Origin of the sequence: Salinibacterium sp. M195 (assembly GCF_019443965.1) — a bacterium.
Classification (GTDB): domain Bacteria; phylum Actinomycetota; class Actinomycetes; order Actinomycetales; family Microbacteriaceae; genus Rhodoglobus.
In genome coordinates this window covers 2,014,317-2,029,794 of the sequence record NZ_CP040814.1, presented here as the reverse complement: position 1 = coordinate 2,029,794, position 15,478 = coordinate 2,014,317, and the positions used below count along the sequence as shown (strand labels likewise).

The window sequence follows — 15,478 nt, the reverse complement described above, 5'->3', positions numbered from 1 at the left end:
TAAAGGGCCTCTACCGAATCGGTAGAGGCCCTTTAGCGTGTTGTGGTTGGCTGATTAGCCGGTATAGCCTGCACGGCCCGCTGCCGGGCAGTCGAAGGGATCTCCGTCAGCGCCCAGACCGACCTCATTGAGGTGGCGGATCACAATGCCGTACGAAGTCAACAAACCGACCTCGGTGTACTTGATGTCCTTGGTCTTGCAGTATTCCTTAACCATTTCAGCGGCACGACGCAAGTGCGGACGCGGCATGGTGGGGAACAGGTGGTGCTCGATCTGATAGTTGAGACCGCCCATGAAGTGGTTCATGAAGTGACCGCTACGAATATTGCGGCTGGTGAGCACCTGGCGACGCAGGTAATCAACTTTCGAACCCTTCGGAAGAATCGGCATTCCCTTGTGGTTGGGAGCGAAGGACGAACCCATGTACAGACCGAAGATTCCCATCTGTACTGCTAAGAACGCAAAATCCATACCCAGCGGCAAGAAGGTGAACACCACTGCGAGGTAGGAGATGTTTCGCACGAGCAACAACACGATTTCGAGGGCGCGCTTGTCAACCTTTTTGTTGACGTTGAAAACCTCTTGGAAGGCATGAGAATGAAGGTTGAAGCCTTCGAGAAGCAACGCCGGAAAGAATAGGTAGCCTTGGCGCTTGGCCATGAACTTGGTCAGGCCCTTAAGGCCGGCAGCCTTGTCTTTCTGAAAAATGATGAAGTCGGTCTCGATATCAGGATCTTTATCGACCGTGTTGGGGTTCGCGTGATGACGCGAGTGCTTATTCATCCACCAGGCGTAGCTGATGCCGACAACGAGGTCAGACATGAGGCGGCCGATAGTGTCGTTAAGTTTGCTTGACTCGAACACCTGACGATGAGCAAGCTCATGGGTCAGGAAGGCATATTGGGTGAAGAGGATGCCCATGACTGCGGCGATAATCAGTACGTACCAAGTACCAGCAAGCATTGCGAAGCCGAACCATGCAGCGACCATTGCTAGCGTGATGACGGCAAACGTGATGATGTAGAAAGCGCGGCTGCGGCGCAAAAGACCAGCTTCGCGAACGGTGCGAAGCAAAGCAGCGAATTCACTGAGTGGATTACCGACGCCGCGAGGTCCAGTTTTGATTACACCTGTCGAACCGGCTGAGAGAGAACTGCTCACGTGACCTCAGAAATTTCGTATGGCTTCTCAGCCATGTGATATGTGAGCGAGTGCTCCAGATGCAATCAATCCTATCGCGACACCCTGTGAGCCCAGTGTTTATTCGAAAATTAGAATAAACTTTGTGGGTTGGTGAGCCTCCACCACAGGCCAGGATCGTCTATCTCGTCGCTAAATTGCAGCGGGACATCGATAGTCTCGGTGCCGATGCGAACGTGCACAACACCCGCGTCAGTCCCCTGATTTGCAAGGCGCACAGGATCGGCATCCACTGTTACGGAGATCTCGTCAGTTCCCCAGACAACGCGCGAAACAGCGTCGGCCGCAATCGCCCTCGCCTCATCGCCCCACGGCGTGTCGTATTCGGCGAACTCCTCACCAGCGCTCACTAGCTCAACTTCGGTATACCCCGCAGTGGCATCAGCAATTAACGTGCGAATGGCGGCCGCGACTGTCGGATGATCTGGGCCTCCGAGGACAACGCCGACGAATGTTTTGACCTCGCCGGCGATGGTGACGTCGGTTGAGAAAAGAAGGCATGCCCAGTCATCCAGAGTGCCCGTTTTGATTCCGTCAACGCCATCGATTCCGAGCAACTGGTTGCGGTTCTCGACGGTTCCAAGGCCAGGAACTTCCGCTGACGGGGCAGCGACGATGGCCGCAACGACGGGGTCGTCAATCGCAAGGCGTGCAATTTTCGTGAGGTCTTCTACCGTGCTCCGATTGGATTCCTGAATGCCAGATGCCTCGGTCAGCGTGGTGTTTTCGAGTCCGTGATCGCTCAACCATGCGGCAGCAGCCGCGACGAAGGCTTCGTCAGTGCCGTACGCCCAGTGTGCAAGTGACTGGGCATAATTATTTGCTGACGCAAGCAGTACGACGTTCATCACTTCACGTTGCGAAAGTTCCTGTCCATCAGAAACGGGCCACACCAGCCCGTTCTGGGCCTGTTGGGTGTAGTAATAGTCGAGGTCGGTTTCGCCGAAGGTGATGGTCGGCCCAGCCTCATCGACCGCGAGCGGCTTTGCATCGAGCACGACGAGAGCGGTAATGATTTTCGTGATCGAAGCGATGGGCAGCGGCTCCGCGCTACCGGACTGCGCGAGCAAACCCGTCCTGTCGATCGCGGCGATTGCCGAAGCCCCGTAGCTGGGCAACTCGAGTTCGGGCTGTGGCAGTTCCGGCACCGACGCGGTGATCACGCTGGCAGACACCGCAGAGAGCGGTGCAAGTAGAGTCATCGGCAAATAGAACGCAGTCGCAAGCGCTACCCCGACCGCGGAGAAGACAACGATGCGACGGCGACGAAAGATTTGGCGTTGAGTCAGCGGCACCGGATAACGCTAACAGTTCACCGACGTATTCCTGCTAGCGCACTCGAAGTGTGTACATTCCCACTGCGCTGGCCGCTGCGACGTTGAGAGAGTCGACGCCGTGCATCATAGGGATCTTCACAACACTGTCGGCGGCTTCGATCGTCTGGCGCGAGAGCCCGTCGCCTTCGGTGCCGAGTATCAGCGCGACACGATCCGGCGCATTCGCCGCGAAAGTATCGAGATCAACGGCGTCATCACTCAGTGCAAGGGCTGCGAGGTGAAAGCCTGCTGCTTTCAACTCTTGGGCACCGGCTGGCCAATTCGCAATCCGAGTCCACGGAACCTGAAGTACTGTGCCCATGCTTACGCGAACGCTACGACGGTAAAGCGGATCAGCACAACGCGGTGTGATCAGCACAGCGTCGGCACCGAGCGCCGCAGCAGAACGAAAAACCGCGCCAACATTGGTGTGATCCACAATGTCTTCGAGGATCACGATACGACGGGCCCCCTCGATTAACTCAGCAACCGTACGCAATGGCGGGCGGTGCATCGAGGCGAGAGCACCGCGGTGGAGATTGAACCCGGTGAGCTGCTCAAGCAAGGCCGACTCCCCCACGTACACCGGAGTGTCGCTGTCGCCCAATAGCTCGGCGACAGCGTCGAGCCATTGCTCAAGCACCAGCACAGCACGCGGAACATGACCAGCCCGAAGAGCACGGGCAATGACCTTTGAGGACTCCGCGATATAGAGGCCGCCCTCAGGCTCGGTACGCCGACGAAGGGCAACATCGGTGAGGTTCGCGAAATCGCTCAAGCGCGGATCGGAGAGTTCGGTGACCCTGATGACGTTCACTATGTGTTCCCAACTAGGCGGATTCGCGGCTATAGATGTCTTTCGCAAGAGAAGAGCTGCTCGCAGTGTCTACGCTGGAGATGTGCAGAAACAAGACAGCAGCGCTGAGGTCGGTCGTGCGGCCGAGCTTCTCGACGGAAAACTCATCAGCGTACTTACGGGTGCCGGCATCAGCACTGACTCCGGTATACCTGATTATCGCGGTGAGGGTGCCGCTGTGCGTAATCCGATGACCTTCCAGCAATTTCAGAGCTCCCCCGAATTTCGAAAACGATACTGGGCCGGAAGCCATCTCGGCTGGAAACGTTTTGCCAGTTCTGCTCCAAATGATGGTCACGCAGCTCTTGCAGAGTTTGAGCGACGCGGACTGAGCAACGGCGTGATTACGCAGAACGTTGACGGTCTTCATTTACGGGCCGGATCAATGCGAGTCGTTGACGTGCACGGCAGCATCGACCGAGCACGATGCCTCCGGTGCGGTCAGTACTTTGCTCGAACGCCTCTCGCGGAACGTATCTCCGACCTCAACCCTTGGCTCGAAGAGTCTGAGTCTCACACCCTCAACCCGGATGGTGACGCCGAAGTACCCAACGTCGACGCATTCGTGATCCCAGAATGCACGCTATGTGGGGGTGTTCTGAAGCCGGATGTGGTCTTCTTTGGCGAGTTCGTTCCCACCAGAAAATTTCAGCTCGCATCGGCGCTCGTCGACCAGTCAGGTGCGCTCATCGTCGCTGGCTCGTCATTGGTCGTGAACTCGGGCATCCGATTGGTCGAACGCGCCTTACGTCGACGGGTACCCCTGATCGTCATCAACCGGGGAAAAACGAAGGTCGATAGTCGAGCTGACGTTAAGATCGACGGTAGCGCCTCAGGTGCTCTGTGCGAACTGTTGGACCTTCTTCAGTCCTGAAGACCTACCGGGCGCGCTCGGTCTACCGTTATTGAATGGAGTTGCGTGTTCATCTATCTCGTGCGCCACGGCGAAACCAACTGGAATCGCGAGCGGCGGATTCAGGGCAGTAGCGACATCCCCTTAAACGAGACGGGGCGTGCGCAAGCAGCCGCGACCGGTGAGCTGTTGGCACGTCGACAGTGGGACGGCATTTTCGCCAGCCCACTGTCACGAGCGATGGAGACGGCACAAATAATTTCCGACACGGTTGGCCTAGCTGCACCAATCACCTTGCCCGCGGTTGTTGAACGCCACTACGGCGATGCTGAGGGCCGAACTGACGACGAAGTTGACCGCCTCTACCCGGGAGACACTGAGGTGCCGGGGCGAGAAACTCGCGTTTCCGTCATTGAGCGGGCGCTTCCCGCGCTTGTTCAGCTTGCCGAACAGAATCATGGAAAATCGGTCATCGTGGTTGCTCACGGCGGTGTTATTGCCTCGATATTGGCGGCGGTCGCTCCCGACCGTCCACGCACACCGATCGTCAATGGATCGGTACACAGCTTTCGTCACGACGACGGCACTCTGAGTCTGGTCAATTTTGATGACCCGATCGAAGCCGAATCAGAATCTCATGGTGGCGAAGCGTTCAATACTCAAAATATTCTCGCTCGTCGAGAGCCGTCCGGCTCCTAACCACATTTCTTCACTCGGCTCGAGATGCCTCGCGGGCGGCAACTGTCTCCCGAAGAACGTGCAGTAGCGCTGCTGCCCCGCCTCCCCACGTGAACTCAGCGGATCGCGCGCGTGCCGCCGTTGACCGCGCTTGCCAGACTGCGGGGTCTTCGAGCGCGCGCACTTCGCGAACGAGCTCTGCAGCCTCATCCGGACTGAAAAATCCTCCTGCAGGCCCAGAGATCTCGCGAAAAATCGGAATATCGCTGAGGAGCACCGGCGTGCCAAGCACCATCGCTTCCACCTGTGGAAGCCCAAATCCCTCGTCGCGTGACGCGCTTACCAGCGCTGTTGCCCGAGAAAGAGTTTCCGCATAAACCTCGTCACTCGCTCCGTCGTGAAAAATTAGGCTGGACTCCGGCGCCAAAGCGGTTAGCATCGCCTTCACTGTGTCGTCAGCACGACTCATGAGGTGAAGAGTGTAACCGGGCAGATCGTTCAGTGCGCGAGCGATAAGTTCGACGTTCTTGTAGGGCATGTAGGAGCCCATGTAAACAAGCTCTCGGGTCGTTGGAGCGATACGAACTGAATACTCCTGTGGGCTATCAGTGCCGAGCAGTACCACCGAAATCTCGTTCTTGGTGAGCCGGTGCTCGAGCATGAGATCTCGTGTTGTCAACGAATCCGTGAGGTGGGCATCCGCTCGGTTCAGCAGCGCTCGTTGAAATGCCCAGGTGAGGTGGTAAATCCTCCACATTGCTCGCACTGGCCACGGAAGGTTGCGGGGTGGTGTGGGATGCCGGTAATAGATCAAGTCGTGCACGGTAGTCACGAGCGCGTACTTGCGTCCGAACGGGCCCATCGTTTGCATCGGCGTAAAAACGACGTCAGGGTTCAGCTTGTTTACTTGGAAAGCGACGAATGGCTCACGTGCGCTGGTTGGTGAGCTGACTAGTTCCCAAGGAAGATCGGGCAACAGCTCGAGCTGACGTTTGTCCGAAATCAGCATGGTTACCGGGTGGAGCTTCGCGAGTTCTTCAACCAGACGAGAACCGTAGCGGCTGATGCCGTCGTGTCGGCCGATGCGCGTGTAGCGGCAATCAAAAACGATTTTCATGGGGTGGGCTCCGCAACTGTTCCCGCGTCAAGGAAAGAGACAATCAGCTCAGCTGCCTCGCGCGGCCGTTCATAGTGGATGAGGTGGCCAACATCGTCAAAAATGTGCAGGGTGGCCTGGGGAATGATCGTGGCGAGGCGCTCCTGAGCCGGAACTGGGCTTATTGGGTCGTTTCGCGCCCCGATAAGAAGAGTGGGCACCGTGATCATGTCCGCGAACATGCTGACATCAGAGCCGATGGATGCTTCGAAGCCTTCGAGGAGAGTGTCCCGGTTTGCGTAGCTACTGAAGTGCGCGTGATGTTGCTGATGGACCCAGCGCCGGAGCTCGGATTCACGCGTTTTCACCATCGCGAGGCTCATGACGCGCACGACAAGCCAATTGCTCAGCATTGGCGCACCCAGGGCGTGAGGGAGCGCACGCGCTAGTCGGTAGAAACTCAGGGTAATTTTGCTCAACAGCGCGTTGGGGCCTGAGAGCGCCGGCGCCGCAATGGGATTGACCAGGATGAGTCGTGGCGTAGCCAGACCGCGCGAAATTGCCGCGGAAACGACTATCGAACCGAAAGAATGGCCAAGGAGAACTGCCGTTCCTTTCAGCTCAAGAGCGTCGACGAATGAGGTCAGCCAGAGCGCGTAGCCCTCGATGTCGTGCGAATGACCGCTCAATGGGGTCGACATCCCAAATCCAGGAAGATCAGGGCTAATAATTCGGATGCCCCGGATGTGAGCGCTGACCGCATTGAGGCCATGATGGTCGCCCCGAAATCCGTGGACGAGAACCAGAACCGTTTCTGCGTTTTCTGGCCCAAATTCCCAGTAATGTGTGGTGGATCCGAGTATCTCGATAGTTGAGTGGGTCGCCGGGTTGTCGTCGAGCAGTGCTCCATACGGCGATGCGGGTCTCATTCGCACAATTCTAGGCAATCTGTGAAGACTTCTTCGCATCCGCGTCATTATGGCGCGCGTTGATCGTCGCGAGCGAGGCTATCCGCGAGCCGCGTTCCTGCTGTCGGTGCCGCGGCCTACGCTGAGTTTATGAACAACTCCGGCAACCTAGCCACCTTCGATCTTGAGACAACTGGCGTCGACGTAGAGACGAGCCGAATAGTTTCGGCGTGCATCGCCGTTGTTGATGCCTCGGGCACCGTCGTCTCGCGCTGGGATTGGTTGGCAGACCCCGGCGTTGATATCCCCGCCGGCGCCTCCGCGATTCACGGCATAACCACTGAACGAGCTCGCGCTGAGGGCCGTGCGGCCGCGGTTGTAGTGGCGGAAATCGCAGAAAAACTCACAGAGACCTGCGCGCTGGGGATTCCCCTTGTCGTTTACAACGCCCCCTATGATCTTTCGCTTCTCGACCGGGAGTGCCGCCGCTACTCAGTTGATGGGTTTCGGGAACCATACGTCGTGATTGATCCCCTCGTCATTGATAAAGCGGTTGATCGCTACCGTCGCGGAAAGCGCACGCTCGAGGTTACTTCCGGCTTTTACGGCGTCGCTCTAGACGACGCGCACGATGCCGGATCAGACGCGATCGCCGCAGCCCGAGTAGCGCAGGCCTTGCTGGCCAAATTCGCCGACAAATTGGGCACGTCCTACTCGGAATTGCATGATCGCCAACGCACTTGGTACGCCGACCAGGCCGCGAGTTTTCAGGACTACATTCGCTCCTCGAAGGGCGACCAGAGTTTCGTTGCCAACGATGAATGGCCTGTGCGGGCGGTTCCTCCGCAGTAGCAAGGTGATCTCGAAAAGGGATTGTGGGGCGTGCGCATGGCGCAGCTCCACAATCCTTTTCTCGTTAACGACTAAGGGCGACCGGAGTACCGGTCGCCCTTAGTGAAAACTGGGTTCTGCTAGTTGCCGAAGCCCTTGTAGCGGTTCTTGAACTTCTCGACACGTCCGGCGGAGTCCATGATGCGCTGCTTACCCGTGTAGAACGGGTGCGATTCAGAGGAGATCTCGACGTCAATCACCGGGTAGGTGGTGCCGTCTTCCCACTCGATCGTCTTCTCGCTCGTCACAGTTGAGCGAGTGAGGAACGTGGAGCCCGACGCGAGGTCGCGAAAGACGATGGGCATGTATGTGGGGTGGGTCTCGGACTTCATTGGATTTCCCTGGGTTCTGGATTAAAAGAAAGACGTAGGCGGCCACGCGGACCGACACACAAGCCTATCAGAGGATTAGGCGGCTCGCGCCGTGTAACGACCGGCGTCTTTCGTAATGACAAGCTCAAGCCCGAAAGCGGCACTCAAGTTCTCTGACGTAACGACATCGTCAATCTTACCGGCGCTGTGTACTGTTCCCTCGGTGATTATCAGCGCGTGGGTGAATCCCTGCGGAATCTCTTCAACGTGATGCGTCACCATGACAATTGCGGGGGCACTTTCAGCCTTTGCATAACCACTCAGCAGCTGAACGAGTTCTTCGCGCGCGCCGAGGTCAAGGCTTGCGGCCGGCTCATCCAGCAGCAACAATTCCGGGTCAGTCATAACGGAGCGGGCAATCTGAACTCGCTTCTGTTCTCCGTCGCTCAAATCTCCGAAGCGTCGTTCTTCTAGGTGCGAGAGGCTCCACTCGGCCAGAACTCGGCGCGCGCGACGTAGGTCGACCTTCTCGTACTGCTCGTTCCAACGGCCGGTTACTGAGTACGCCGCGGTGAGAACGACATCGATCACTCGTTCGCTATTCGGAACGCGTCGCGCAAGAGCGGTCGACGCGAAACCGATTCGGGGTCGAACGTCGAAGACGTCAGCAGAACCGAGAGTGCTCTCAAGCACGACGACCTCTCCTGAGGTCGGATGAATCTGCGCGGCAGCTAATTGCAGCAACGTTGTTTTGCCCGCACCGTTGGGGCCCAATATCACCCACCGATCGGATGCTTCTGCGCTCCACGAAATCGAGTCGAGGATCGTGGAGCCGTTGCGAGTAACGGATACATCAGTAAAGGAGAGGACACTAGCCATGATCACCCATCCTATTCGCTTAGACCGCAGCACGTGTAAGCCACTCAAGCGATCCCGATAGTCTGGCAACTAATGTCGTACAGTTCTCACGATCTACGACCACAGCCGTCGCTCGAAAGGTCCAGATCTTGGCAAAATTCCTCGTCGTTCTCGATGTTGATTCGACTCTCATTGAGAATGAGGTCATTGAACTGCTCGCGGCCCATGCCGGCTCAGAACCCGAAGTTGCGAAAATCACCACGCGCGCAATGAATGGCGAACTCGACTTCGAACAAAGCCTGCGAGCTCGAGTGGCCACACTGGCAGGACTACCCGAGTCGGTGATCACGGACTGCGCTCGCGACATCCGAGTAACACCTGGCGCGGAAGAAATGATCGCGGCTGTGGTCGATGCCGGCGGAAAAGTTGCCGCAGTTTCGGGCGGCTTTCATGAGCTACTGGACCCGTTAGCTGAACGTCTGGGGCTCCACTATGCACGAGCCAACCGACTCGAGGCTCTCGAGGGCGTGCTAACCGGAGGGCTGGTGGGACCAATCATCGACGCACAAGCGAAGGCCCTCGCGTTGCACGAATGGTCGCTCGACTCCGGTACTGCCCTATCGGCAACGGTCGCCGTTGGCGACGGAGCTAACGATCTTCTCATGATGGAGGCCGCCGCGCTTTCGGTTGGAATCACGGCTAAACCAATTGTTCGCGCTAGTGCCGATGTCCACATCGACACCCGAGATCTGAGCGCTTTACTACCGCTATTGGGGTTGCGCGGCTAGCACACCATGCTCACAGGGCTGCAGGGGGCTAATGGCCCATTCCGAGGCCACCGTCTACCGGAATCACTGCACCGGAGATGTACGCCGCGTCATTGCTCGCCAGCCACGCAATAGCCTTCGCCACTTCTTGAGGCTGCGCAAAGCGGTTGGCAGGAATCTGTTTGAGGTATGTCTCTTGCTGCTCTTGGGGAAGAGCCGCCGTCATGTCAGTCTCGATGAACCCGGGAGCGACAACGTTGGCCGTGATACCCCGGCTGCCCAGTTCGCGGGTTAGCGACCGCGCGAGACCGATAAGCCCGCTTTTCGACGCGGAGTAGTTGACCTGCCCCGCCGAGCCGAGAAGACCGACGACGCTCGAGACCAGAATGATTCGTCCGAAGCGTGCCTTCATCATCGCTTTAGAGGCACGTTTGACGACGCGAAAGGCGCCAGTCAAGTTTGTATCAATCACCGCAGTGAAATCGTCTTCGCTCATTCGCATCAGCAGCATGTCGCGAGTGATTCCCGCATTGGCGACAAGCACTTCAACGGGGCCAAGCTTGGATTCAACTTCAGTGAATGCTGCATCAATGCTTGCAGCATCGGTAACGTCAGCAACAACAGTGAGGGTTCCTTCTGGACCAGAGCCTGAGCGAGCCGTTACCGCAACCCGATGGCCTTGAGCCACAAACTCTTCAGCAATCGCACGGCCGATGCCGCGATTGCCGCCGGTAACAAGAACGATGCGTGATTCGGGTGCTGAGGTGGTCATGGTTCCCAGCATATAGTCGCGCACAGCGGCGTAAGCTTAGGAGCACCTTCTCTCGGCTACCTAAGAAAGTCCATGAATAATCCTGAGTCGATCACTTCGCTCCCCGAGCGGCCCGATGACGAGCGCCGACGGCGCGTGATCCACTACTCGATTGCCATGGGCATCCGGATTATTTGCGTGCTACTTTGCGTGTTTGTTCGTGGCTGGTGGCTCGTCTTGCCGATCTTGGGTGCGGTTGTGCTGCCCTACGTTGCCGTCGTGCTCGCGAACGCAAGCACCCGTCGTCCCGGCTCTGTTGCGGCCCCTGGTCAGTACGCCCTCAACTCCGCAAGTCTCTCCAGCCGCTCTACAGGAGCCGATGAGGCCGCTCGGTGATTGGTGAGACCGGCCCTTCAACAGCCCAGTGCTCCCGAGCTGGTTGTGAGTTGGACGCTCGCTGGAACGTCAATTGGCGTAATCCGCGCATCCATGGGCTCGAACGAGTAAAGATTTGGCTCGCATGCGATGAGCATGTCGATTACCTGAATGACTACCTGAGCACGAGAGGCTTCCCTGTAGTGCTGAGCGATCTCGCGTCTCCCGCAACCGTTGTTCCGGACGGAGCCGGGCAATGAAAAACTGGCGTTTCGTTATCTCGTCACGCTGGTTCGGATATCTGGCTCTCGTCGTTGGGTTTGCTATCGGCTGCGTCTTTCTCTCGCAGTGGCAGTTTGATCGCCGTGAAGAGGCTGCAGCAGAAGTCGCCCGTGTGAGCGCTAACTGGGAAGCCGAGCCCCAACAACTCAGCAGCGTGATGCCAGAGCTCTCTGCGTTCGATATCAACAACAAGTGGCTCCCCGTCGCGGTCAGCGGGGAATACCTAGCCTCAGATCAGCTTCTCGTTCGTGGCCGGCCATACTCTGGGCAACCGGGGTTCGAAGTGCTCGTTCCCTTTGAGCTCAACAGTGGGCGCGTGATCATTGTCGACCGCGGCTGGGTTCCGGCCGGCAACGCTCAGGATGAACCCGACATGGTGCCAGCTCCCCCGGCCGGCCAAATTGACCTCGTGATGCGACTCAAACCAAGCGAGCCCACAGTTCAGGGCCGTTCAGCACCGGAGGGACAGGTTGCGACAATCCACTTAGAAACAGTCGCCGGGATCCTGGATCGGTCGATCTACACCGGTGGTTACGGCCTAATCGAATCAGAATCCCCGGGCGTGGCAGATTCGCCACTCCCCTACCCGAAACCGCTCCTCGACGAAGGAGCGCACCTCTCGTACGCGTTCCAGTGGGTGGCCTTCGGCATTCTGGCCTTTATCGGACTCGGGTGGGCGGTTCGCCAAGAGTATCGTCTCATCAACGAAGCGGATCCCGCGGAACGTGAGCGTGCGGAAAAGCGTATGAAGAAGGTTCAAGACCGTGGCCCCACCGATGCTGAGATTGAGGATGCCATCCTCGACGCCTAACGCCGATCGCGAGACGGTCTAGAGCTTCAGCGCGTCGCTAAGCCAGCGAAATAAGGTCGGCGTAGTCCTTGTTCCAGTGGTCTTCAATTCCATCGGGCAGGATGAGAACTCGCTCAGGGTTGAGAGCTTCAACCGCGCCCTCATCGTGGCTTACGAGAACTACAGCACCCTTGTAATTGGCCAATGCGCCCAGAATTTCTTCACGGCTCGCTGGGTCCAAGTTGTTAGTCGGCTCGTCAAGAAGCAACACGTTTGCTCCGCTCACCACAATCATGGCAAGCGCTAGTCGAGTCTTCTCGCCACCGGAGAGAACCCCGGCAGCCTTTGCGGAATCATCGCCGGTGAAGAGGAACGAGCCGAGAACGCGGCGGGCTTCCATCTCGGTGATATTTGGTGACGACGAAACCATGTTCTCGAGCACAGAGCGCTTGACGTCAATAGTCTCGTGTTCCTGTGCGTAGTAGCCGATTCGCAGTCCGTGGCCTGGCTCAATGTGGCCAGTATCTGGTTCGTCGACTCCCGCAAGCATCCGCAAGAGCGTCGTCTTTCCCGCACCGTTGAAGCCGAGAATCACGACCTTTGAGCCGCGGTCAATCGCGAGATCTACCGAGGCGAAGATCTCCAGCGAACCGTAGCTCTTGCTGAGGTTGAAGCCCATGAGCGGAGTCTTTCCGCACGGCGCTGGATCCGGAAAACGAAGAGCAGCGACGCGATCGCTCGTACGCACATCATCGAGGCCGGCAAGCAGCTTCTCAGCGCGAGCGACCATTTGGTGGGCAGACGCAGCTTTGGATGCCTTGGCTCCGAATTTAGCGGCCTGGGCTTGGAGCGTGCTTGCCTTCTTCTCAGCGTTGGCGCGCTCCTTCTTGCGGCGCTCCTCATCAGACTGACGCTGACGCAGGTAGTGTTTCCAGCCCATGTTGTACTGGTCGATTTGCTGACGGTTAGCATCGAGGTAGAAGACTTTGTTGACCGTGTCCTCAACTAGTTCGACATCGTGACTGATCACGATCAGACCGCCGCCGAAGTTCTTGAGGAACTCGCGGAGCCAGACCACAGAATCGGCATCAAGGTGGTTGGTCGGTTCGTCGAGGAGCATGGTGTCCGCGCCTGAAAAGAGAATGCGAGCCAGCTCAATACGTCGACGCTGTCCACCCGAGAGTGTCGACAGTGCCTGATCAAGGATGCGGTCGGGAAGACTCAAGTTGCTGGCGATCGATGCGGCCTCAGCTTCCGCCGCGTAGCCGCCAAGCGAGAGAAAACGGTCATCAAGCTTACCGTAGCGGTCCATCGCTGCACCGCTGATTGCAGGATCTGAGCTGCCCATCTCGTCCTGAGCCTTGCGCATCTCGAGCACGATACTGCCCAATCCGCGTGCATCAAGAATTCGCGTTCGGGCAAGATCTTCCGGGTTTCCCGAGCGAGGATCTTGCGGCAAGTAACCGATTTCACCGGTACGTTCAATCGAACCGCCTGTAGATTCCAACTCACCGGCGAGTGTCTTGGTTAGTGTGGTCTTGCCGGCACCGTTACGGCCAACGAGTCCAATTTTGTCGCCACGGTCTACACGGAAATTGACGCCCTGCATAAGCATGCGTGCGCCAACGCGCAACTCGAGATCATGCACAGCAAGCACGGCAAAACGTCCAAATCTTGGGGGTAGGGGTTGAGTGGCGACAGCACCAACGAACTAGTCTACTTCCTAGCGTTGGCTGCGCAGTGCAGTCGACGATCAACACGATGCGGAGAGCTCCGTGATGAGCGAGAGAACTTGGGGATTGCGGCCAACGATTGTTGATCTGCTTTTCGGTCAGAATGTTGCGTCGAGCCTGACCTTTGTCGTGGCGGGCGCGGCCTTGACTGCGCTCGCAGCTCAGTTCGTCGTGCCCCTGTATCCGGTTCCGGTAACGGCGCAAACGCTGGCTGTCCTTGTGGTTGGGCTCTCGCTGGGTGCGGTTCGTGGAGCGCTCGCGATGGCACTTTACGCCGCGCTAGGTGCGATCGGCCTGCCGACTTTTAGCAACGCGGGCTCCGGCACGGATGTACTTTTCGGCCCGAGTGGCGGATACATCGTTGGTTTCATTGTCTCGGCCGCGATCGCCGGGGCGTTTGCAGAACGACAGTGGGACCACACCTTCGCCCGCGCCGTCGTCGCGGCGAGCGTCGCTACCGTGAGCACCTACATCGTAGGAGTGCTCGGTCTCGGGCTGTCGATGCAACGGTTGGGCAATGAATCCACGCTGATGGAACTGGTGAATTCGGGAATCACGCCATTCCTCCCGGGTGCCGTCATAAAGATCCTGATCGCTGCGGCACTTCTTTCCTATAGCTGGAAATCAGTGTCGCAACGACGCGCGGCAATCGTGGCGCCTCACGGGGAGTAGCCGCTTTGGCCGCGCGTCGAAACGATCGTCGTGACTGGGCTAGATAGAGAAGCCTAGGGCTCGCATCATATCGCGACCATCGTCTGTAATCTTTTCCGGACCCCATGGTGGCATCCACACCCAGTTGATGCGGAAGGCTTCTACCACGTTGTCGAGAGACTGGGCAATTTGTTCCTCGATGACGTCCGTCAAAGGGCAACCCGCCGACGTCAGCGTCATGCTGATGATGAGCGCGTTGTTCTCAGGATCCCAACTTAAGTCATAGATCAGTCCGAGATCGACAATGTTCACACCGAGTTCAGGGTCGACGACGTCTTTGAGCGCTTCTTCGACCTCGTCGAAAAGCGCGGGTGCTAGAACGGTAGACATACGCCTAGGCTACGCTCGTGTCGGTCAAAAATCGATCGTAGCCTTCGTTTTCAAGGCGGTCGGCAAGCTCAGGGCCACCTTCTTCTGCCACTCGGCCATCCACAAATACATGCACGAAGTCAGGCTTGATGTACCGCAAAATGCGAGTGTAGTGCGTGATCAAGAGCAGCCCTAGGCCGGTTTCCTCCCGTGCGCGGTTGACACCCTCCGAAACAATCTTGAGAGCGTCAACGTCAAGGCCAGAGTCGGTCTCGTCGAGAACAGCGAAACGTGGCTTCAGCAGCTCAAGCTGAAGAATCTCGTTGCGCTTCTTTTCTCCACCGGAGAAACCCTCATTAACGTTGCGGTCGGAGAAGGCTTTCTCCATGCGGAGAGCCTTCATCGCACCGTTAACTTCTTTGATCCAGGGGCGCAGCGCAGGGGCTTCGCCGGAAAGCGCAGTCTTCGCTGTGCGCAAGAAGTCGGCGACTTTAACACCAGGAATCTCGACCGGGTACTGCATGGCCAAGAACAGACCTGCGCGAGCACGCTGGTCGATGGTCATGTCGAGCACCTCTTCGCCGTCAAGCGTGATCGAACCGCTATCAACGTGGTACTTCGGGTGGCCGGCGATTGTATAAGCGAGAGTTGACTTGCCGGAACCGTTAGGGCCCATGATCGCGTGGATCTCGCCCTGCTTGATCTCCAGGTCAACGCCCTTGAGGATCTGCTTTGTGCCTTGTTCGGTTTCGACACTGACGTGTAAGTCTTTTACTGACAGTACTGACATTAT

18 protein-coding genes are annotated in these 15,478 nt (G+C 57.8%); 7 read left to right on the top strand and 11 right to left on the bottom strand.

The genetic code is table 11. The features are described 5' to 3' along the window. Positions 1 to 54: 54 nt before the first annotated feature. The 3 genes from FFT87_RS09675 to FFT87_RS09665 all read right to left on the bottom strand — a co-directional run bounded on the left by FFT87_RS09675 (position 55) and on the right by FFT87_RS09665 (position 3,333). Complete coding sequence (locus FFT87_RS09675; protein WP_219948534.1) at positions 55 to 1,161, bottom strand: acyl-CoA desaturase; 1,107 nt, start codon at positions 1,159 to 1,161, stop codon at positions 55 to 57. Between the two features lie 110 nt (positions 1,162 to 1,271). Further along, entirely contained in the window at positions 1,272 to 2,495 is a 1,224-nt protein-coding gene (locus tag FFT87_RS09670; protein ID WP_255559122.1) for a D-alanyl-D-alanine carboxypeptidase family protein, read from the bottom strand. Positions 2,496 to 2,529: 34 nt separating this feature from the next. Continuing rightward, entirely contained in the window at positions 2,530 to 3,333 is an 804-nt protein-coding gene (locus FFT87_RS09665) for an RNA methyltransferase (protein ID WP_219948533.1), read from the bottom strand. A gap of 82 nt (positions 3,334 to 3,415) precedes the next feature. Between FFT87_RS09665 and FFT87_RS09660 the strand changes: the two genes are divergently transcribed. Together FFT87_RS09660 and FFT87_RS09655 are read left to right on the top strand one after the other, a co-directional pair. Beyond that, positions 3,416 to 4,246: a Sir2 family NAD-dependent protein deacetylase gene (locus tag FFT87_RS09660; protein ID WP_255559119.1), complete on the top strand. Its 831-nt coding sequence runs from the start codon at positions 3,416 to 3,418 to the stop codon at positions 4,244 to 4,246. A gap of 45 nt (positions 4,247 to 4,291) precedes the next feature. Further along, positions 4,292 to 4,924 carry a histidine phosphatase family protein gene (locus FFT87_RS09655; protein WP_219948531.1) on the top strand — a complete coding sequence of 211 codons (633 nt, stop codon included), beginning with the start codon at positions 4,292 to 4,294 and terminating at the stop codon, positions 4,922 to 4,924. A gap of 10 nt (positions 4,925 to 4,934) precedes the next feature. Here the strand turns inward: FFT87_RS09655 and FFT87_RS09650 are convergent, their stop codons facing one another. Next, entirely contained in the window at positions 4,935 to 6,020 is a 1,086-nt protein-coding gene (locus FFT87_RS09650) for a glycosyltransferase family 1 protein (protein ID WP_219948530.1), read from the bottom strand. Continuing rightward, positions 6,017 to 6,928, bottom strand: a complete 912-nt coding sequence (locus tag FFT87_RS09645; protein WP_219948529.1) for an alpha/beta fold hydrolase — start codon at positions 6,926 to 6,928, stop codon at positions 6,017 to 6,019. The genes FFT87_RS09650 and FFT87_RS09645 overlap by 4 nt, the downstream gene beginning before the upstream one ends. 129 nt (positions 6,929 to 7,057) lie before the next feature. On the opposite strand from FFT87_RS09645, the gene FFT87_RS09640 reads away from it, so the two are divergent. Next, positions 7,058 to 7,759 (top strand): exonuclease domain-containing protein, encoded by a 702-nt coding sequence (locus FFT87_RS09640; protein ID WP_219948528.1) that lies wholly within the window; start codon positions 7,058 to 7,060, stop codon positions 7,757 to 7,759. Between the two features lie 119 nt (positions 7,760 to 7,878). Here FFT87_RS09640 and FFT87_RS09635 read toward each other — a convergent pair whose 3' ends face one another. Continuing rightward, complete coding sequence (locus FFT87_RS09635; protein ID WP_010202510.1) at positions 7,879 to 8,130, bottom strand: type B 50S ribosomal protein L31; 252 nt, start codon at positions 8,128 to 8,130, stop codon at positions 7,879 to 7,881. Positions 8,131 to 8,205: 75 nt separating this feature from the next. After that, entirely contained in the window at positions 8,206 to 8,988 is a 783-nt protein-coding gene (locus FFT87_RS09630; protein WP_219948527.1) for an ABC transporter ATP-binding protein, read from the bottom strand. A 128-nt stretch (positions 8,989 to 9,116) separates the two neighbouring features. Here FFT87_RS09630 and serB point away from each other — a divergent pair, with 128 nt between their 5' ends. Then, on the top strand, positions 9,117 to 9,755 hold the full coding sequence (serB, locus tag FFT87_RS09625; protein WP_219948526.1) for a phosphoserine phosphatase SerB: 639 nt from the start codon (positions 9,117 to 9,119) through the stop codon (positions 9,753 to 9,755). 28 nt (positions 9,756 to 9,783) lie between these two features. Here serB and fabG read toward each other — a convergent pair whose 3' ends face one another. Next, positions 9,784 to 10,506, bottom strand: coding sequence for a 3-oxoacyl-[acyl-carrier-protein] reductase (gene fabG, locus FFT87_RS09620; protein ID WP_219948525.1), 723 nt, complete (start codon positions 10,504 to 10,506; stop codon positions 9,784 to 9,786). Between the two features lie 72 nt (positions 10,507 to 10,578). On the opposite strand from fabG, the gene FFT87_RS09615 reads away from it, so the two are divergent. After that, complete coding sequence (locus FFT87_RS09615; protein WP_219948524.1) at positions 10,579 to 10,881, top strand: DUF3099 domain-containing protein; 303 nt, start codon at positions 10,579 to 10,581, stop codon at positions 10,879 to 10,881. A gap of 235 nt (positions 10,882 to 11,116) precedes the next feature. Beyond that, the gene (locus FFT87_RS09610; protein WP_219948523.1) at positions 11,117 to 11,953 is read left to right on the top strand and encodes an SURF1 family protein; all 837 of its coding nucleotides are present in this window, start codon (positions 11,117 to 11,119) and stop codon (positions 11,951 to 11,953) included. A gap of 37 nt (positions 11,954 to 11,990) precedes the next feature. Here the strand turns inward: FFT87_RS09610 and FFT87_RS09605 are convergent, their stop codons facing one another. Continuing rightward, complete coding sequence (locus FFT87_RS09605; protein WP_219948522.1) at positions 11,991 to 13,589, bottom strand: ABC-F family ATP-binding cassette domain-containing protein; 1,599 nt, start codon at positions 13,587 to 13,589, stop codon at positions 11,991 to 11,993. A gap of 121 nt (positions 13,590 to 13,710) precedes the next feature. Here FFT87_RS09605 and FFT87_RS09600 point away from each other — a divergent pair, with 121 nt between their 5' ends. After that, positions 13,711 to 14,337 carry a biotin transporter BioY gene (locus FFT87_RS09600; protein WP_219948521.1) on the top strand — a complete coding sequence of 209 codons (627 nt, stop codon included), beginning with the start codon at positions 13,711 to 13,713 and terminating at the stop codon, positions 14,335 to 14,337. Positions 14,338 to 14,376: 39 nt separating this feature from the next. Here FFT87_RS09600 and FFT87_RS09595 read toward each other — a convergent pair whose 3' ends face one another. Together FFT87_RS09595 and sufC are read right to left on the bottom strand one after the other, a co-directional pair. After that, positions 14,377 to 14,706, bottom strand: a complete 330-nt coding sequence (locus FFT87_RS09595) for a metal-sulfur cluster assembly factor (protein ID WP_100388990.1) — start codon at positions 14,704 to 14,706, stop codon at positions 14,377 to 14,379. 4 nt (positions 14,707 to 14,710) lie between these two features. Next, the gene (gene sufC / locus FFT87_RS09590; RefSeq protein WP_219948520.1) at positions 14,711 to 15,475 is read right to left on the bottom strand and encodes a Fe-S cluster assembly ATPase SufC; all 765 of its coding nucleotides are present in this window, start codon (positions 15,473 to 15,475) and stop codon (positions 14,711 to 14,713) included. Positions 15,476 to 15,478 lie beyond the last annotated feature (3 nt).